Origin of the sequence: Psychrobacillus sp. FJAT-21963 (assembly GCF_001420585.1) — a bacterium.
GTDB lineage: Bacteria > Bacillota > Bacilli > Bacillales_A > Planococcaceae > Psychrobacillus.
Genome location: NZ_LJIY01000005.1, coordinates 195,277 through 215,413 on the forward strand (window position 1 = coordinate 195,277; position 20,137 = coordinate 215,413).

At 36.0% G+C, this 20,137-nt stretch carries 17 protein-coding genes; 1 reads left to right on the top strand and 16 read right to left on the bottom strand.

What is annotated here, in order from left to right; all coding sequences use genetic code 11:
- Window positions 1–462: 462 nt before the first annotated feature.
- Window positions 463–1,647: a sodium/glutamate symporter gene (gltS, locus tag AN959_RS13375; protein WP_056831406.1), complete on the bottom strand. Its 1,185-nt coding sequence runs from the start codon at window positions 1,645–1,647 to the stop codon at window positions 463–465.
- A 1,074-nt stretch (window positions 1,648–2,721) separates the two neighbouring features.
- On the opposite strand from gltS, the gene AN959_RS21370 reads away from it, so the two are divergent.
- Window positions 2,722–4,101: a flagellin gene (locus AN959_RS21370; RefSeq protein WP_056831407.1), complete on the top strand. Its 1,380-nt coding sequence runs from the start codon at window positions 2,722–2,724 to the stop codon at window positions 4,099–4,101.
- Between the two features lie 3 nt (window positions 4,102–4,104).
- On the opposite strand, the gene AN959_RS21890 is transcribed toward AN959_RS21370, so the two are convergent.
- From AN959_RS21890 to AN959_RS13450, 15 genes are all read right to left on the bottom strand, one after another.
- Window positions 4,105–4,233 (bottom strand): hypothetical protein, encoded by a 129-nt coding sequence (locus AN959_RS21890; RefSeq protein WP_256363926.1) that lies wholly within the window; start codon window positions 4,231–4,233, stop codon window positions 4,105–4,107.
- 167 nt (window positions 4,234–4,400) lie between these two features.
- Window positions 4,401–4,688 (bottom strand): hypothetical protein, encoded by a 288-nt coding sequence (locus AN959_RS13385; protein ID WP_056831408.1) that lies wholly within the window; start codon window positions 4,686–4,688, stop codon window positions 4,401–4,403.
- A 427-nt stretch (window positions 4,689–5,115) separates the two neighbouring features.
- Complete coding sequence (gene rlmH / locus AN959_RS13390) at window positions 5,116–5,595, bottom strand: 23S rRNA (pseudouridine(1915)-N(3))-methyltransferase RlmH (protein WP_056831409.1); 480 nt, start codon at window positions 5,593–5,595, stop codon at window positions 5,116–5,118.
- 87 nt (window positions 5,596–5,682) lie between these two features.
- Complete coding sequence (locus AN959_RS13395; protein WP_156316813.1) at window positions 5,683–5,850, bottom strand: CxxH/CxxC protein; 168 nt, start codon at window positions 5,848–5,850, stop codon at window positions 5,683–5,685.
- A gap of 167 nt (window positions 5,851–6,017) precedes the next feature.
- On the bottom strand, window positions 6,018–7,247 hold the full coding sequence (locus AN959_RS13400) for a S1C family serine protease (RefSeq protein WP_082460998.1): 1,230 nt from the start codon (window positions 7,245–7,247) through the stop codon (window positions 6,018–6,020).
- 147 nt (window positions 7,248–7,394) lie between these two features.
- Window positions 7,395–8,183 (bottom strand): MBL fold metallo-hydrolase, encoded by a 789-nt coding sequence (locus tag AN959_RS13405; protein WP_053591159.1) that lies wholly within the window; start codon window positions 8,181–8,183, stop codon window positions 7,395–7,397.
- A 12-nt stretch (window positions 8,184–8,195) separates the two neighbouring features.
- Window positions 8,196–8,996 carry a two-component system regulatory protein YycI gene (locus tag AN959_RS13410; RefSeq protein ID WP_056831411.1) on the bottom strand — a complete coding sequence of 267 codons (801 nt, stop codon included), beginning with the start codon at window positions 8,994–8,996 and terminating at the stop codon, window positions 8,196–8,198.
- Window positions 8,983–10,311: a YycH family regulatory protein gene (locus tag AN959_RS13415; protein ID WP_056831412.1), complete on the bottom strand. Its 1,329-nt coding sequence runs from the start codon at window positions 10,309–10,311 to the stop codon at window positions 8,983–8,985. Before AN959_RS13415 ends, AN959_RS13410 begins: the two co-directional genes overlap by 14 nt.
- The gene (gene walK / locus AN959_RS13420; protein WP_056831413.1) at window positions 10,302–12,128 is read right to left on the bottom strand and encodes a cell wall metabolism sensor histidine kinase WalK; all 1,827 of its coding nucleotides are present in this window, start codon (window positions 12,126–12,128) and stop codon (window positions 10,302–10,304) included. Before walK ends, AN959_RS13415 begins: the two co-directional genes overlap by 10 nt.
- A gap of 5 nt (window positions 12,129–12,133) precedes the next feature.
- Window positions 12,134–12,838: a response regulator YycF gene (gene yycF, locus AN959_RS13425; protein WP_056831414.1), complete on the bottom strand. Its 705-nt coding sequence runs from the start codon at window positions 12,836–12,838 to the stop codon at window positions 12,134–12,136.
- A 234-nt stretch (window positions 12,839–13,072) separates the two neighbouring features.
- On the bottom strand, window positions 13,073–14,554 hold the full coding sequence (locus tag AN959_RS13430) for a M23 family metallopeptidase (RefSeq protein WP_056831415.1): 1,482 nt from the start codon (window positions 14,552–14,554) through the stop codon (window positions 13,073–13,075).
- Between the two features lie 371 nt (window positions 14,555–14,925).
- Complete coding sequence (locus AN959_RS13435; protein ID WP_053591153.1) at window positions 14,926–16,212, bottom strand: adenylosuccinate synthase; 1,287 nt, start codon at window positions 16,210–16,212, stop codon at window positions 14,926–14,928.
- Window positions 16,213–16,359: 147 nt separating this feature from the next.
- Complete coding sequence (gene dnaB / locus AN959_RS13440; protein ID WP_053591152.1) at window positions 16,360–17,715, bottom strand: replicative DNA helicase; 1,356 nt, start codon at window positions 17,713–17,715, stop codon at window positions 16,360–16,362.
- A 12-nt stretch (window positions 17,716–17,727) separates the two neighbouring features.
- Complete coding sequence (gene rplI / locus AN959_RS13445; protein ID WP_053591151.1) at window positions 17,728–18,177, bottom strand: 50S ribosomal protein L9; 450 nt, start codon at window positions 18,175–18,177, stop codon at window positions 17,728–17,730.
- Window positions 18,174–20,099 (bottom strand): DHH family phosphoesterase, encoded by a 1,926-nt coding sequence (locus AN959_RS13450; RefSeq protein WP_056831449.1) that lies wholly within the window; start codon window positions 20,097–20,099, stop codon window positions 18,174–18,176. Before AN959_RS13450 ends, rplI begins: the two co-directional genes overlap by 4 nt.
- Window positions 20,100–20,137: the final 38 nt, after the last annotated feature.

Below are 20,137 nucleotides of genomic sequence, written 5' to 3' on the forward strand. Positions count from 1 at the left end.
TATGGAGGATTCAACCATTTTTTGTAGTTGTGTTCAATCAGGATTTTTTTCATTTTGATAAGAAAATCCTGATTGAACAAAAACAACCATTCATGTTACAAATGTTCATCTAGTCACTCAAAAATCAAAATAGCACTTCTCCCATCAAACTTTTTCTAAAAACCTCATTTACTTATGATACGGTTCGCCGTACCTAATGTAAATGCGGTTTTCCCAATAAACACTTATAATATTTAGAAGGTGTGATACGTGTGCTAACAAATAAGCTTGCCTTAATAGGTGAGCGAGAAGCGGACTTAGTGGGTATAAAAAATATTGACGTAAGGATTCTCACTTCTAGAAGATAACTTTTTGCCTCTTCATCCTTTCTTATACAAAAAAGCTTCCAGCCGATAGACAAGGGCTAGAAGCTTTTATTATTAAATCAAAGATAGTTAATCTGGAAACAGTCATTCCAATAACTCACTTGAACAAGTTAATGGTCGTGATAATGATCGGTGCGCTAAATACAACATCGATCAGGAATGCACCGACAATTGGCACGACCAGGAACGCCGTGCGAGAAGGACCATACTTGCTCACGGTCGCGGACATGTTCGCCATTGCGTTCGGTGTTGCACCCAGCCCGTGGCCTAAGAATCCGGAGATCATAACAGCCGCATCGTAATCCTTGCCAAGCATTCGGAACATCACAAAGATGGCATACAAGACGAGGAAGATAACCTGGATGAGTATAATGCCGATGAGTGGTAGTGCCAGATCTGCGACTTCCCACAGCTTGATGCTCATCAGTGCCATTGATAGAAAGATCGCAAGCGAAACGTCACCGATTAAGTTGATTTCCTTCATGTTTACCGTGCCCTTTATAAAGCGATCGGTAAGATTCCGAACAATGACCGCCACGAACATCGCCCCGATATAGGACGGCAGGACGAAGCCGGTCACATTCGTAAACAAATCACCAAGATACGTTCCCACTGCCATGGAGAACGTGAGGAGGGCGACCTGGACCATGAACGACCACTCTTGAATCGGCCTCTCATCTTTCTCTACATAGCCTTCTATTTTACCCGATGCCGGCTTTAAGTCATGTTTTTTAATCAGGTACCGCGCAACCGGACCGCCGGAAAGGCTACCGCAAATCAGGCCAAGTGTGGCGGCGGCCATGCCTATCGTCAAGGCTGAGGAAATGCCCAAGTCCTCAATCGTCTGTCCGTATGCCGCAGCGCCGCCATGTCCACCGTTCATCGAAACTGCTCCGGCCATGACACCCAACAGTGGGTCAATTCCAAACAATTGAGCAAACGAAACACCGATGACATTCTGCAAGAACACCGTGACGCCACACAAGAGCAAGTAGATGACTAAGAGCTTCCCCCCCAGTTTGATGAGCTTAAAGCTTGCCCCAAGGCCGACCGTGGTAAAGAAGGCGATCATGAACAGCGTCTGTAGCGATGTATCCAATGTAATCTCGACAATCCCCGTAGTTTTCAACACTAGCGCTAAAGTAGCGAATATCAAACCGCCGACAACAGGCGCAGGGATCAGGAACCGGTTAAGGAATCCGATCCGATTGACAAGTGCCATTCCTAACAAATAGAGAGCTACTGCAAGGAACAGAGTTGTAATTTGATTGAGTTCAATCATATATCTTCACCTTTCTAAAAAGCTTTACCGCTTCATTGATGAAGTTCCCCCCAGCCGAACCGTTCAGCCGTTTTCATCAAGATCTTGGTTAACTTCTGATATGTTAAAGCTTGTCGTTTTGTCATTTGCACATATGTGCCGCCGAGCTCATCTGCACGGTAAAAAAGCTCTGACGTGTTGCAATCGTCTCACTGCAGATTTGCCTATCCAAAGTTTGCAACTGCTTTCCTTATACAAAAGATTCACCCTAAACTAATGGCGATACACAAGGAAACCATCCTCATAATCCAACAATAAATCCTAGTACTAGCACGGTAAAAATTTGATATGCCTTAGTAAATTTTAATTTTTTCTCCATCAATAAGTTTCCCTCTCCCATTGGTAAGCGCTTTCATCCCTAGGAGAAAGCTTTACACTAATATTTTACGGAAAACTTATTGAATCCTACAAAATCCGACATTTCCAGTTATATATTTTAAAAAAAATGGTGAATTTTACTCTTTTGTTCAATTAGCCCTCGCTAAACTTTTCTTTTGCTTCAATTCCATCTACTACGGGCATTAATAGATCAATTAAAACGAAGTCAGAGTGCACGGTAAGAATCGGCAAAAGACAGTGGCCCCCACTCTCCACCTCACCGATGACAAAACCAAGATTTCCTTACGTTATCATTTGATTCAGCATTGTTCGACTTGACTTGACTATTTGCATAATATAAAAGACTAAACCACCTAAATCGTTGTCGTATCAACTTTCCAGGTGGTCTTCTCGTTAAACCGCACTTACTTATGATAATGTTTTCCGTAACTATTCTAAAGGCGATTTCAATAAAAAGAATACTTAAAATAGTTTTGGTTCTTAGAATATGCAATAAAAAGGATATAAAACTCGAACATTCATATTCTCCATAATTAATTATAGTATAGTTCTGAAATTACAAATATAAGTCTGTTTTATTACCCTCAATATACATTTCCCTACACAACAAAACATCTAATTACTCACTAACAAATGGACTATATTGGAATTTTGCGGTATTATTTTACTAACAATGATATTTAAAGGAGCTAGAAAATGCGGATTCAATATAATCAAGGTTTGTTTACACAAAATCGATATAACCACACAAATACTGAATTAAATAAAACTTTAAATAAACTTTCTTCAGGCTATAAAATCAATCAAGCTGCTGACGATGCTGCCGGTTTAAGTATTAGCGAAAAAATGCGTGCACAAATTCGCGGGTTGAATCAAGCTGGGGAGAACATTCAAGATGGATTGTCTTTAATTAACACAGCTGATAGGGGATTAGCAAATATCTTGGATCCAAACCTACAGCGACTTAGAGAACTTGCAGTACAAGCTTCAAATGATACTTTAACAGATGATGATAGACAAAAAGGACAACAAGAGGTAGACCAAATAATAAAAGGAATAAGTGATATTGCTTCTAATACGGAATTTAATGACATGTTTTTGCTTGCCGGAAAGTATGATAAAGACGGAAAAAGTATAACATCTGGTTCTATAGCTCAATATGTTCAACAAGTTACAACAAGTGGAGGAGTAACGGATAAATATACATACAATTCAATTGATTACGCTAGTGCTATGATTGATTTTAGCAATATTAACTCTGCTAGTGATGTAGCTAAGTTAGATGGAAAAGGAGTTTCCTATACTTGTTGTACTTGTAATCAAACCTATAGTATTAAATTTGTAAATGGTAATCCAGATACATCAAGATTAAATGCTCCTAATCCCGTGATGGAAGTTGATGTGAGTACAATTGCAAACGGAACTGATTTAGTCAATAAAATAATTGAAACAGCTTATGGTCAGCCAGGATTTGTGTATGATCCAACTCCAACTAATTCGAATACTCTACCAAATGGCGCAACAAGTTTTGTAAAACACTATTCACAGTTAGCGTCTGATGGTGGGAAAATATATATATACGATTATAGACCCGAGAATTATGGTATTAACTGGCCAAATAATGATAGTGGAGTGTTTGAACTTAATGTTTTTGGTGAAACAGAGGAAGAAAAAGATTTGTTCTTACATTTAGATATACAAGTAGGAAGTAATTCTGGACAAAGTGTTAGAGTATCAATACCTAATGTAACGGTGGAGAAACTAAATATCGATCCTCTACCTGTTAATTCTCAAGAGAATGCAAATTTAGCAATTACTAAAATTGACAATGCAATATTGAAAGCATCAAATGCAAGATCAACTATAGGTGCATATCAAAATAAGTTTGAACACGCCTACAACAACGTTAAAAACGCTGAGGAAAACTTAACGAAAGCTGAGTCAACTATACGTGACGCGGATATGGCGAAAGAAATGTCTAAATTGAAAAAAGATCAAGTTCTTTTGCAATCATCTCAATCGATGATGGCGCAAATTAATCAAATGAGCCAAGGGATTCTAGAAATATTAGGTTAATTACTAATTTAACACAGCACCAATCCAATAAAGGACTGGTGTTGTGTTGTTTTCTGAAAAACCACACTTATTTATAATATGGTTCACCTCACTATCTCTAAGTGCGGTTTTGTAGATTTCTATTTGATTCAATAATTATTCCCTCCAATTTTTTAAATACATACTATATAAATCAGATTCATTATTTGAATCTTCACAGATTAAGCTCATTAAAAAGCTCTGTACATCTCGAAAATGCAAAATGTTTTTATTACATAGTCAGCAAAACATTTTAGAGAAAGCCTTTCAATCTTATATTATCAATTAACTACATAGTCCTCTTTTAATTGTTCTAAACTTACTGAAATAGCCATCCATTTATCAGGACTATCTGCAACAAAAGGAAGTACAATAAAGCCCACATCATTTTGTCCAGTTTTTTCTATCATAGTTAATAGTGCTTTTAACTGTTGTTGATTTACTCCCCTAACTACAGCATGTTTATCTTCTATACAAGATAAATATTTTTTTGCCACCCTTTTTGAGTAAAATAAAGGTATTATTTTTTCTGTAGAGTCAGATGGTGCACATACATATGTACCTGTCACCTTTCCATCTCTTGTTTCTATTAGTGCCCAAAATGGTTGACCAATTACATTTTCGTGAGGTAAAAATGATTGAGATAATTGATATCCACTAAATCTAAAACGATTCCTTTTGATTTTATTTACTGCATATATCGTTCTTGCTCCGAATAAAATGCGGATGAAGGATAAACATAATAACCAAGTGACGATTTTATGGGATGGTTCTCAAGCAAGTAAGATTTAAAGTCAAGATTTGCTGTGAAGAAGAACAACAAAAGATTTCAGACTTCTTGAATACGTATGATAAGAAAATTAGCATTGAACAGTCTTTCCTCCTAGAACTTGATAAACAAAAACAAGCCTTCATGCAACAAATGTTCATCTAATGAAAACAGCACCTTCCACACATGTTGGAATGGTGCTATATCTTCTTCAGAAAAAACCGCACTTACTTATGATACGGTTCTCCCTTAATAATCCGAAAAGCTCGATAAATCTGCTCCACTAGCACTAGCTTCATCAATTGGTGTGGCAATGTCATCTTTCCGAATGACAACTTTTCATCTGATCGCTTCATTACTTCCTCATGTAGACCTAGAGATCCTCCAATAACAAAGGCAATTTTGCTTTTCCCATACGTCATGAGTGATTCCAGGTCACTTGCAAGCTGCTCCGACGATTTCATTTTGCCGTCGATTGCTAGAGCAATGACGTAAGTATCTGCTCCGATTTTCGCTAAAATACGTTCTCCTTCTTTTTTCTTCACAATTTCCATATCTGCTTCGCTTAAGTTTTCCGGCGCTTTTTCATCGGGCACTTCCACCAAATCTATTTTTGCGTAACTGCTTAGTCTTTTTGTGTATTCGTCAATTCCTAATTTCAAATACTTTTCCTTTAATTTTCCGACCGAGATAATTTGTATATTCACAGGTTATCCACCTTTACATTTCATTTACAAACAAGTTATGCACATTACTTATCCACATATCCACATTAGTTATCTACATATTGTGCTCTATTTTTCATCAGCTACAATATATACTGCTGCGACATCACAGTATGTGCATTTTGTGGATAACTTTTCTTCATCCGCTAATTGTTCTAACATAGGGAAGGTTTTTTGTTCTGCTACAAACATATCTAAAGCTTGATTTATATGCGTTTCGCAACTGAATATTCTCAATTTTTCGCTTCCTTTCATTATCTTATTTTTCTCCAGGGTTATACACAAATCGTACATTCTTATCCACAGCCTATTTTAACAAACAAAAAGCGAGTAGGAAAGACAAGCTTTTCTCATCCTACTCGCTGTGTAAATCTTTTATTTACATTTGAAAGTTATCCACATGTTTATAATGCATCTGTTTCGACTAATTTCAATGTAAGCTCCACTACTTTTCCTTGGCGATATACTTTAACTTTTAAGTCTTCTCCAATTTCTTTTTCATTGTATAAATGTTTTCGTAAATCGATCGTATCTTCTACTTTCTTTCCATCCATTTCAACAATGACATCATACGTCTCCATTCCTGCTTTTTCTGCTGGCGAATTAGGAACTACTTCATCGACTACTACCCCTGTAGTTACTTCAGCAGGTAATTTCAATGTTTCTTTTTGATGAAATGCAGGTACATTGGTTAAGTCTAAAAGAGTAATACCCATAGAAGGACGATTTACTTTTCCGTTTTGCTCTAAATCTTCAATAATTGGAATTGCAGTGTTAACAGGAATTGCAAGTCCAATCCCTTCTATAGTTGATTCAGAAATCTTCATCGAGTTTATGCCTACAAGTTGACCTGCTAAATTGATTAAAGCTCCTCCACTGTTACCAGGGTTGATAGCAGCATCTGTTTGTAAAACCTCTGCTTGCCAATCTACCACTTGGTCGCCATTCAAATCAACTGGAATTGCACGATCTTTACCAGATACAACACCTGTTGTAACCGATCCATAAAAATCTAAACCAAGAGGGTTACCAATAGCAATAACTGTTTCTCCTTGTTTAAGTGTATCTGAGTTCCCAAATTCAATCACTGCATCTACTCCAGCGTCATCCATTTCAAGAACTGCTAAATCACTCCATATATCGCTTCCTACAAGTTTTGCATCCACTTTTGTTCCGTCCACTAATGTTACTTCTAGAGATTTTGCTCCTTCTACAACGTGATGATTTGTTATAACGTAAGCTTTTCCACCAGCTTTTTTATATATAACTCCAGAACCTGTTCCAGCTTCTTGTGTAGATTGAGAGTTACTCCAAAAATCAGTAACCGACTGAATATTAGTAATACCCACTACGGCACCAGAGGCCTTTTCAACTGCCCCTGTAACGTCTGTTGTCACATCAACAGAAAGCTGTTTGGTTTCCTGTGTTGTATTGTTTGATTTGATTTCATTATTTGATGGTAGGTTCGTTACAACTGAAGGTATTAAAAACCAAACGAGCAATGCACCAACCATAACGCCTGCCAACGCACTAAAAAAATAACCAGCTAGACCTCTTTTATTTTCCTTCTTTGGCTCTTCTGGTTTTTCTGGTTTTTCTGGTTTTTCTGGTTCATATGGATTATATTCGTCCATTTTCATCTCCCTTTCTTCTAACATATATGCTTGTATTAGTAATTTACCCAACTTACATTAAAATAAGATGAAAATTTTTTTAAAGTTGAATAAAACTTAAATGAAAGAACAAAAAAAGTTCCAAAAGCATTAAATAGCTTTTGGAACTTATACTAGGACTAACTCAGTAGGCTTATTGGCATCGGTATCATGTAAATGTACATATTCGCCCGCAACAATTCCACAAGATTGAAGCGTTTGTGCCACACTCATACGAGCAAGGTCCTTCATATTATTATCTTTGCTTAAATGGGATAAATAAATATTGGTATTTTTGAAATCCACTACTTCGCTCATAGCAACAGCAGCATCTTCATTTGAAACATGTCCAACATCGCTTAAGATTCTTCGCTTAACCGACCAAGGATAGCGTCCCATCTGAAGCATGCTTACGTCATGGTTGCTTTCAAAAACGAAGGAATCTGCTCCTTTGATATGTCCCTTCATCCGATCACTTACATAACCGGTATCTGTAATTAATACAAGCTTTCGATTATTTTCATGGAAAACGTAAAACATCGGATCTGCTGCATCATGTGAGACAGCAAAAGACTGAATATCAATTGTTCCAAATGTTTTTACCGTTTCCATGTCAAATTGGAATCGTTGATCTACTGGTACATTTCCTATGAGAGAATCCATAGCAGACCATGTTTTTTCATTTGCATAAATAGGTACACCGTATTTTCTTGCAACTACACCCAATCCTTTAATATGATCACTATGCTCATGTGTAATAAAAATACCAGAGAGTTTTTTTATATCCCGATCTATTTCACTAAATAGTTGTTCCATCTTCTTCCCACTAAGTCCTACATCTACTAAAAAGGAATGCTCTTCATTTTCCACATAAATTGCATTTCCACTACTACCACTTGCCAGTACACTAAATCTCATCGTTAAAACTCCTTACTTGTCAACAGCTTGTTCTGGATCTTTTTGGATTTCAACAATACTTCCTTCGATGGCGTTTACAAAATAATCTTCCTTCGTTCCATCTGCAAGCTCAACTAAAATATGCCAAGTTGGTAAAAATACTTGTGTTTCGGTTAGTTCTAATAGTTGTGAATAACCTAGTTTAATATCCTTTACTACAGAGTCAGGTTTTAAGTGACCATGATCATATAATACTTTAATCGCTCGCATAGAACCCATTAAGATCCTGTCTTCATTATAATTCTCTAAATCATCCAATATTGTTTGTTCATATCGAACTACCTCTTGCTGATCATTCCAATAAACAACTAAAGTCGCATTTTTGTTGTAATAAACAAATCGATTATTTACTTTTTGAAAGAAGGTTGCAGATTTGTTTTCATCATCTTTTTTCCATAGATCGTACGAGTCTCCACGTAATACATTTTCACTAACTATCTTTTCAACTGTGTTTACTTCCGTAATCGGAATGGCTTTATTAAACGTACTCGTTAGTTTAGAACCATCTATTACAATCGTCTGATTTGGTAATTCTTCTAATTCTTCTAAAATGAAATTATGCGTATTTCCCGAAACGTAAGAAGCTTCTTTTATATCTACATCCATTTTTGGAACCGTAATATTATCTTGAAAAAGTCTATCCTCAATAGGTGCATCACTCGCTACTTCTAAATCCAATGCCTCATTGTATCTATTTAAATAAAGGGAAAATAAAAATACATTAAGTATGGAAAACACAATAATAAAAATAGTTTTTGTTTTATTCCAATCCATACTTGCCACCTCCCAGTAATTCTGGGGATACTCGATTCCACTGTCCATTTATCAAATAGTACCATGAAGGTTCTAGATTAAGTAATGGTTGTTCGTCGTCCCGAGTCAAATTATAACCAATCACAATATCATCCACTGAGGACATGTTTATATTAGAAATGGTAGAAATCAGATCATAAGTAGCTTGTCCAGATGATAATGGTACTTCTCTTGTTTTAATACGGGCAGATTCGTTCAATGTATAATATGGTCTATTATATCGATAAACACGGTCCTCTCCCCATAATTGTGAGATCTCTGTTGACATGTCTTTACTAAAAACAGGCATTCCATACAAGTAAAGTTGATAACTAACTTGTAATGTAGCCGGATTGATGCGACTGAATCGATAATCGTCTGTCCACCCATTATGCTCATTAACAAAATTTACAGTATATTGGATGATATCTGCCGGATTGCCAGCTTTATCACTCTCAGAAGACGGATGGACATAGCCCAATTCTTTTGACATAAACTTAACATTCATCAAGGCACTGTCATCAGAGAATTCCTGTCCACTCGTTCCTAATGGATTACTTCGAACAAGACTTGGATTGGAGAAAAGGGCATTTTTAAACCTTTCTGGTGCTATTTCTTCTAAAATATACGTAAAACCCATTACATTCTCTGGATTATTAGAAGCATAGAGCGAAAGTTGACCCGGTCTTTCTATTTCATTATACGGCGATAGGTTGATTGATTGTTTATAAATATCTGCTGAAAATGTTTCTCTATCCACTTTATCAACGTGCGTTGTATAAACTTTTGGTTTTATTGTATTTATAAAATATAAACGGACTTCATCCTCTGAAGTATTATTCCAGTCTATTACTAAACGATTGAACGAAGCATTCGGTAAATTCCGATCATCAAAAGACAATATGTTACTAAATGTCTTAATCGGCACCTCTGCAGGATAAAAGAAGGTCAATCGATTTGGTGTCCGAATGAATTCGTTAATTTGTTGAATACTAACTTTGTTCTTTAAAGGCTCTACCGTTTGTAGTTCCCACATTTTCATAGAACTAAATACTTTGTCAAGGATAAGTGGAGATGTAGATCCTGTCAAACTTTCATCATGACTATATAAAAGACGATATGGTTTAATTATTTCTTCCATTTTCTTTTTCTCCGCAATCGCAATATCTACGACAGGCGTTTCGTTCGTATCGTACGATGGGGAAAAAGTCCAAATAGTAAAGGTTAAAGTTAAACTTAATAGGATGAGTAAAAGTAAAATAACTGATTTTACTTGTTCAATATACTTCAATCCCATTCACCTTCCTCATCCATTACAAGATCAAGTGTAAAAAAGACAGTCGTTCCATGCCCTTCTTCACTTTCTGCCCAAATTTTCCCTCCGTGAGCTTCAATCATTTCCCGGGCAATTGCTAAACCTAGTCCAGTTCCACCCATCGATCGTGCTCTTGCACGGTCAACTCGGTAAAAACGATCGAAAATACGATCAACATTATCAGAAGGTATACCCATACCATCATCTGATATCATTACTTTCAGTATTTGGTCCTTCATAGCTATTCCAAAGCGAATATTGCCACCATCTGGGGAGTATTTCAATGCATTAGAAATAATATTATCAATTACTTGTGTAAGTTTGTCGGTATCAATGTCAACATAGTAAGGTGTTTCGGGTAGCATTCGATGAAATGTTACATTTTGAGATTTTGATAATTCAAACCGATCTATAATACGATTAAAAAACTGGTTGAAATTCACAATATCTCGATTTAAATCATAATCTCTACTGTCCATTTTGGACAATTGAAGTAAATCATTTACTAATCGAATCATTCGTTGTGTTTCAGTTTGAGTTACTTGTAGAAAGGATGGGGCAATCTCTTCATCTTTCCAAGCACCATCAGCCAATGCTTCCAAATAACTACTCATTGTTGTGAGTGGAGTGCGTAACTCATGTGATACATTCGCTACAAATTCTCTACGCTCCATATCGATTTTCTCTTGTTCGGTATTATCATGAAGAACTGCTATTAATCCATTCACAAAACCAGTTTCTTTTTGTATAACCGAGAAGTTTACACGTAATATAAAAGGTCGCTCATACGTGCTAAAGTCCAGAGTTATAGATTCCTTCGAATATATCAAATCTTCAAATGACTGTTCAGATGCGTCAATTCCTAAAACAGAAATAATAGGACGGTTTAAAACCATTTCTCTTGGTATTCGTAATAATCTAAGTGCTGGATCATTAATTAAAATGATTCTCCCTTTACGATCAGTTGCGATAACCCCATCTGTCATATTGGTAAGAACTGAAGCAAGCTTTCTTCTTTCGGCTTCTGTTGTTGACTGTGCTTCTTGTAATCGGTTTGTTAAATGGTTAAAGGCAATAGCAAGCTGACCAATTTCGTCATTTCCGTAAACACGTACTTTTCTTGAAAAGTTTCCTTTTGCCATTGCCTGTGCTTGTCTTCGCATATCCGAAATAGGTCGTGTAATCGTTTGTGCTATTAATATCCCAAGCACAATAGTGATTACTAGAGCAACTGCTGTTCCACCAGCTAGAATTTGGTTAATCTCATTCATTTGACCAAATACACTTTCTATATTCGATTCAATATATAAAGATCCTATTACTTCCCCTTTATCTACAATAGGAATTGCTAGTCTCCAAATTCTTTTTTTAGTTTCCGGATTAAGAGAAATTTTATCAAAATCAGTTTCAGCAGTGATAGAAAATCTGACTAAATCATCTAGAGATCGTTGTCCCACGATTGATTGATTGTTAATATCCGATGTGGCAAGAATTTGATACCTTGCATCTATCACTCGAACTTCTTTTATATCATTCGAATTTAGTCCAGACAAAATAGAACGCAGACTTTGTTCTAAAGTTGCGTCTTCTTCACTTCTTATTTTTATAATTTCTTCTCTAGCACTGAATTCTAGAAGACTTACTCGATCCGAAATAGATTTTTGAAAGTTTTCTCTTAATGTTTGCTCGAGTTCTTTTACAAAGTACAAACCTATAATTTGCATGGCTATAATGATCAATAAAACATAGATCAAGACAATTTTTACGTGAATTGATTTGAAATAACCAACCTTTTGCATGCACTCTACTCCTGTTCAGGATTTCGTAAGTAATAACCAACGCCTCTTCTAGTTACAATCCATGTCGGATGACTTGGATTATCTTCAATCTTTTCCCGTAGACGTCGAATGGTTACATCGACTGTACGTACATCACCAAAATAATCATAACCCCAAACCGTTTGAAGCAAATGTTCACGAGTCATCACTTGTCCAATATGTTTGGCCAAATAATGTAATAACTCAAATTCTCTATGTGTTAATTCAATTGTTTCCTCTCTCTTTAACACTAAGTATGCATCTGGTTGGATAGTTAGTGGACCTATGGTAATATCATTTGTTATTACTTCAGTGTCTTCTTGAAGTGTTTGATGTCTTCTCATATTTGCCTTTACTCGTGCAATAAGCTCACGCGTACTAAATGGTTTCGTGACATAGTCGTCTGCACCTAATTCTAAGCCAAGTACTTTATCAATCTCCGAATCTTTTGCAGTTAGCATAATGATCGGAAAATCATATCTTTTACGAATTTCTCTGCAAACTTCCATTCCATCTCTGTTTGGAAGCATAATATCTAATAACATTAGATCTGGTTGAAATTCTTCTACCTTTTTTAATGCTTCGTCGCCATCATATGCACAAAATACTTGATAACCTTCTTTTTTTAAATTGAATTGAAGTATATCTGCAATTGGTTTTTCATCATCAACTACTAATATTTTCTTACTCATCGGTTGAACCCCTTTTCGTAATTTGTTCTATTTAAATGTTTTTATCTTTTACATTCATTCTCTTACTCTACCATGCTTTTGAACTAATCGCATTAATTTAAGAATACCATAAATCGAATAAGTCGATGATTGTCGAAATATTTCCTGGGAAATTTAAAAAAAACATGTACCTATGTATGTTAGTTCTCAATTAAAAAAGAGATAGCCAATCTAGTGACTATCTCTTCCATACTATTATTTTAACACGGTCAATGGATTAATCGTAACTCCATTTTTTTCTACTTCAAAATGTAAGTGAGTTCCAGTTGAACGACCCGTACTTCCCATAACACCTAATTTAGAACCTTGGGGAACGACATCTCCGACACTAACACTTATAGAAGCTAGATGCGCGTATGTTGTTTTGTATCCATTTTTGTGATCAACAATTACTCTATTACCATATGTACCGTCCCATCCAGCAGCTACTACGACTCCATTGTCTGTTGCCTTAATGTCAAATCCACTTGGTCTTGCAATATCAATTCCTTCATGTTGACGACCCCAACGGTAACCCATTTTACTTGAAATATATCCACCTTCAGCTGGCCAAGCAAATTCCCCTGATCCACGAGAAGGAATTACTTTTGTTCCTTTTAAAGTAATCTGATCTTTTGGTTCCACCAGTATAGTTTCTTCAATAACAGATTGGCCTGCTTCCACTCCATTTTCTTTACGCACAAGATAGGTTGCTTCTCTCTTACCATCCGAACCCTCTTGTTTTACTTTCGTATCACCTTTGTACATTTCTTCTGATTCTTCTACTTTTTTATTGTGGTTAATAACTTCAATCGCTTTTTTCTCATATAGTACATCTACATTAATAAGTGGTTTTAAGACTGTTACATTTACCTCTTGACCTATTTGTAATAAAGAAGATTCAGTCATATCTGGATTGATCTTTATTAGCTCAGCAGTTGTTAAGTTATGCTTACTAGCAATTGTGCCTAACACATCTCCTTCTGCTACTTTATACGTCTCTTGTTCTAGTGTTCCTTCTAGTAGAAGTTTAACAGCATCATCTGGTGATACAATCTTTTCAGGATTTACATCAACTGTTACGCCAGAAACTTCTTCTTTTAAAACTATTTCTTTAATACGTGTTTCATTTTCTTTTAATTCGGGTAAAGTTTCTGTAGAACTACTTCTTGCTTCCAGTTCGTTTAACTCGGCTTCTGTCACAAAATGTAATTTTAGTTTTCGAATGACTTCTTGATATGCTTCCAAGTCTTTGACGTAGACTGCCATCTCGTCATTGATCGATAGTGCAAAAGCAGTTGCTTCTACTTCTATAAGTTCCTCTAACTTTTGAAGGGTAGCATCATCGTTTGTAGATGTAGTAAAAACTTGTTCAGGTATAACGGAAAGATTGGAACCAGCTATTAAAGAGAGGTTTTCGTACTTGGAGCTCGAACCCTTCACTTTTTCATCTAACATGGCTTGCATTTCTTTTTTATTAGATAGTGCTCCGACATATTTTCCATTAGAATATATATGGTATATTTCTTTTAATGTATTATTATTATTTTCACTTTCATTTGCAAAAGCCATATTAAAAGATACACTTGAAATAAGTAACATTGAAACTGCTGCTTTTTTCATTATATTTGATCTTCTGTTTGAAAGAACCTCAAGATAATTATCCTTCTGTTCTTCATTCTTTCTTTTCAAAAACATGATAAAGCCCCTTCCAAGTTCATAAAAAATTAATTTCCTTTTTTCAGGCTCTTTTAATTTAACATAATTGATTTAATCAAGTATCGAAATAGGACGCTTTGTAAAGAAACTGTATAATTAGAACCATTTTTTTGAATATAATTCCATTATATTCTATTTTACTATGATTCGATAAATATTTTAACAATTTATATCTAATCTTTTACCAAAAAATCAGTATTTTATACATAATCTCTCATAGTCTTCTGTTATATTTGTCATAATAGAAGATTAAAAATTGATTCGTTTGGTATATTTCGACAAAAAAACTGCCAAGAAGACAAAAAATCTTCTTGGCAGTTTCTAAAATATGGGCGTTTTAGAATTTCTTGTTAACGCCAAACACTAGAAATAATATTTGTTTGTGTACGATCTGGTCCTACTGAGAAGATAGAGATTGGTACACCTGTCAGCTGTGAAATACGCTCTAAATAATGACGAGCCGTTTCAGGTAGTTCATCAAGTGTTTTACATTTTGTAATATCTTCGCTCCAACCTGGTAGCTCTTCATATACTGGCTCACACTCTGCAAGAATGCGAAGATTAGCTGGGTATTCTGTAATTAATTCACCTTTGTATTTGTATGCAGTACAAAGTTTTACAGTTTTTAAACCAGTTAATACATCAATCGAGTTAACAGTCAAATCTGTTAATCCACTAACGCGACGAGCATGTCTAATAACTACCGTATCAAACCAACCAATACGACGTGGTCTTCCTGTAGTTGTTCCATATTCTTTACCAACTTCACGAATTTGACTACCAACTTCATCAAATAATTCTGTCGGGAACGGGCCATCTCCTACACGAGAAGTGTACGCTTTACATACTCCAACAACATGTGAAATTTTTGTTGGACCTACACCAGCACCAATAGTTACCCCACCAGCCACTGGGTTAGAGGAGGTAACAAAAGGATATGTACCTTGGTCAATATCAAGCATAACACCTTGTGCGCCTTCAAATAATACACGACGGCCTTCATCTAAAGCGTCATTTAATACTTTTGAAGTATCTGTTACGTATTTTTCAATTTCTTGTCCATAGCCATAAAACTCTTCTAGAATTTCATCCACAGTGAACCCTTTTGTTTCATAAAACTTCTCGAACATTCTATTTTTTTCTTCTAAATTACGCTCTAATTTTTCTTTAAACACTTCGTAATCAAGTAAGTCTGCAATTCGAATACCAACACGTGCAGCTTTGTCCATATAAGCTGGACCAATCCCTTTACCAGTTGTCCCGATTTTATTTGCACCTCTACGTGCTTCTTCTACTTCATCTTGTTTCAAATGGTAGGGAAGAATTACGTGTGCACGATTAGAAATACGAAGGTTTTCTGTAGTGATTCCTCGATCATGTAAACCTTTAAGCTCTTTTACAAGTGCTCTTGGATCCACTACCATCCCATTTCCGATAACTGAGATTTTATCCTTGTAAAAAATACCGGAAGGAATAAGGTGAAGTTTGTATGTTTCTCCACCAAAAATAATTGTATGGCCCGCATTATTACCGCCTTGGTAACGTGCGATTACTTCTGAATTCTCGGAAAGAAAGTCTGTTATCTTCCCTTTACCTTCGTCTCCCCATTGTGTACCTACTACTACTACTGATGGCATTGCCAACACCTCCGTCAGACATTTTATATGTCCTGATTCAAACAGTGTAATTGTACCAAGCTATGGTCTCATAGTCAACCGATATTAGGTAAAAACACGAACATATAAATGTAATAAAACATTTATCGTTCGTGTTCTTACCATTTCTTATGCTGGAGGAGCTTGATGCTGACTCCAATCAATGTTAACAAATTTGTTAAATTCCTTCACAAACGCTAGAGTAACTGTACCAGTTGGACCGTTACGTTGTTTTGCAATGATAATTTCAATCATGTTTTGATTTTCTGTTTCTTTATCGTAATAATCTTCACGATACAAGAATGAAACAATATCTGCATCTTGCTCAATCGATCCAGATTCACGTAAATCGGACATCATTGGTCTCTTGTCTTGTCGCTGCTCCACACCACGAGAGAGCTGCGATAATGCAATAACAGGTACTTGTAGCTCCCTAGCTAGTCCTTTTAATGAACGTGAAATTTCTGATACCTCTTGCTGTCTATTGGCTTGGCTGCCGCCACTACCTTGGATTAGCTGCAAGTAATCAATTAGAATCATTCCTAAACCAGATTCTTGTTTTAATCTACGGCATTTGGAGCGTATTTCATTTACACGAATACCAGGGGTATCATCAATATATATTCCTGCATTCGATAAACTACCCATTGCCATTGTTAGTTTTCGCCAATCTTCCGTCGTTAAAGAGCCTGTACGTAATACTTGGGCATCTATATTTCCCTCTGCACAAAGTATACGCATAACTAACTGTTCAGCACCCATCTCTAGGCTAAAAATAGCTACATTTTCATCGGTTTTAGTTGCCACATTTTGCGCAACATTCAATGCGAATGCAGTTTTCCCTACGGATGGACGAGCTGCTACGATAATTAAATCATTTCGTTGGAATCCAGCAGTTATTTTATCTAAATCTCGGAATCCTGTTGGAATACCTGTAACATCGCCTTTTCTCGAATGAAGTTTTTCGATGTTATCATATGTTTCCACCAAAACGTCTTTAATATGCTGAAAATCACCAGCATTTTTTCTGTTGGCAACTTCCATCATTTTTCGTTCAGCCTCAGATAATAGGGCCTCAACTTCGTCTTCTCTTGTAAATCCATCTTCTACAATCGTTGTAGCCACTCGTATTAAACGGCGTAGGATTGATTTTTCTTCTACAATTTTTGCGTAATGTCCGATGTTTGCTGCTGTAGGTACTGCATTTGCTATCTCACTTATGTAAGAAATACCACCAACATCTTCTAATTCTTTTTTGGAAGATAGTTCTTCCGTTACGGTAACAACATCAATTGCTTTCCCTTGATCGCTTAAACGAAGCATCGTTTGGAAAATTTTCTGATGGGCTACTCGGAAAAAGTCTTCCGGCATTACTATTTCCGCTGCTGTTATTAACGCTTGCGGTTCTAAAAATATTGCTCCAATGACAGACTGCTCAGCTTCTTGGTTATGTGGTGGCACACGGTCCAATAATGGATCGCTCATTGACCTCTCTCCTTACGCTTCTTCTGTTACATGTACTTTTAAAGTAGCCACTACTTCGTGATGTAGTTTAACTGGAACATTTGTATAACCTAATGCACGAATTGCATCATCAAGCTCCATTTTACGTTTATCTATTTTAATTCCATGTGATTTTTCTAATTGTGCTGCGATTTGTTTTGTTGTTACTGAACCAAACAAACGTCCATCGTTACCAGACTTTGCTTTCAATTCAACTGTTAATTGTTCTAAACGTTCTTTTAACTTTTTCGCTTCAGCTAGTTCCTCTGCTGCTTCTTTTTCTGATTTTTTCTTTTGGCCTTCTAATGCACTAATTGCTGCTGCATTTGCTTCAACAGCAAGTTTATTTTTTAATAAAAAATTATGTGCATATCCATCAGCTACTTCTTTAACTTCACCTTTTTTACCTTTACCTTTTACATCTTTTAAAAATACTACTCTCATTCCCCTGTTCCTCCTTCTAATGTCTCTTCAATTGCTGTTTTTAGCATATTAATAGCTTCATCAATTGTCGCATTTTCTAGTTGGCACGCAGCATTGGTTAAATGACCACCACCGCTTAATCTTTCCATTATTAACTGTACATTTACGTCGCCTAGAGATCTTGCACTAATTCCAATAATTGAATCACTTCTATAACCAACTACAAACGAAGCTGATATATTATTCATTGTTAATAGAATATCTGCAGTTTGTGCGAGTAATACTTGGCTATAGGAAGCATTTTCTGCGCCATACGCAATAGCAATACCTGGCTTAAAAAATTCTACTGTTTGAACAATTTTAGAACGTTCAATATACGTATCTATATCTTCTTTTAACAACCTTTGTACTAAAACAGTATCTGCACCTTGTGTTCGAAGATAAGACGCTGCTTCAAAGGTTCTAGCACCTGTACGAAGCGTGAAACTCTTAGTGTCTACAATTATTCCTGCAAGCATAGAGGTAGCTTCAAGCATTGTTATTTTTTCATTCTTCGGTTGGTATTCTATTAACTCTGTTACCAGTTCTGCCGTCGAGGATGCATATGGTTCCATATACACAAGTAAAGTATTGGAAATGAACTCCTCACCTCTTCGATGGTGATCAATGACAACTCTCTTTTCTGCTCTATTTAATAATTTTTCATCTATAACAAGACTAGGTTTATGTGTATCCACTACTACTAATAAAGTTTTATCGGTCATTCTATTAATAGCTTCTTCTGGACTAATAAAACGCTCAAAAAGCTCGGGTTTTCCTTTAATTTCATCCATTAATCGGAGAACACTTTTGTCTAATTCATTAAAATCGATTACTACATAACCTTCGACCTTATTCATTTGAGCCATTTTTCTAACCCCTACTGCTGCTCCAATGGCATCCATATCCGGTAACTTGTGGCCCATAACAAATACTTGATCACTATCCTGGATTAAATCACGAAGAGCATGTGAAATCACTCGCGCTCTTACACGCGTCCTTTTTTCTACGGGGTTTGTTTTTCCACCATAAAATTTTACTTTTCCATTTGGCTGTTTTATCGCTACTTGATCTCCTCCTCTTCCAAGTACTAGATCCAAGCTCGATTGTGATAGTTCTCCCAGTTCGACTAACGAAGTAGATCCCGCACCTACCCCTACACTTAACGTTAAGGAGAAGCCAAATTTAGAAGTTGTTTCTCGTATATCATCTAATATAGAGAATTTATTTTTTTCTAGCTCTACGAGAATTGATTCATTGAATACAGCTAAGAAGCGATCAGAGGAAATTCTTTTTACGTATATACCGTACTTAGCTCCCCAGTCATTCACACAAGAAGTCACAATACTATTTAACTGTCCTCTTGTTTGATCGTCCATACCTTGTGCGATTTCATCGTAATTATCGATGTAGAGAACAGCAATAACCGTTCTATCTCCGTAATACAACGATTCAATTTCTACTTGTTCCGTTATATCAAAGAAGTATAGTAATTTTTCTTCCGCCTTATAAAATACTTTATAATCATTGTTATCTAAGGAAATCGTAATCTCTTTCGAATCCTCTTGCTTAATAAGCTGTTGAAAGTCTTTTGATATAGACAGAAGCTCTTCACCAATAATCGTATCGAACGGAAGCTTTTGAGTCATATAGGGATTTGCCCATTCAATGATATATTGATCATTTATCAATAATATACCGATTGGCATTTCGAGCAATGCTTCTTCTCCGACTTTTTTCATGCGATAAGATAGGGTTTCGATATGTCTTTCCGTTTCTTCGTAAACCCGCTTTTCTAAAATCCATCCATATATAGATACTCCAATAACTAATAAAGCAAATAATAACCCAACGATTAAATTGTTAGACAGGAGTAAATAAGATGCAACCCCTCCGAGAAGCATAAACAAAATGAGTGGATATCGAATTGGTCGTTTTCTAA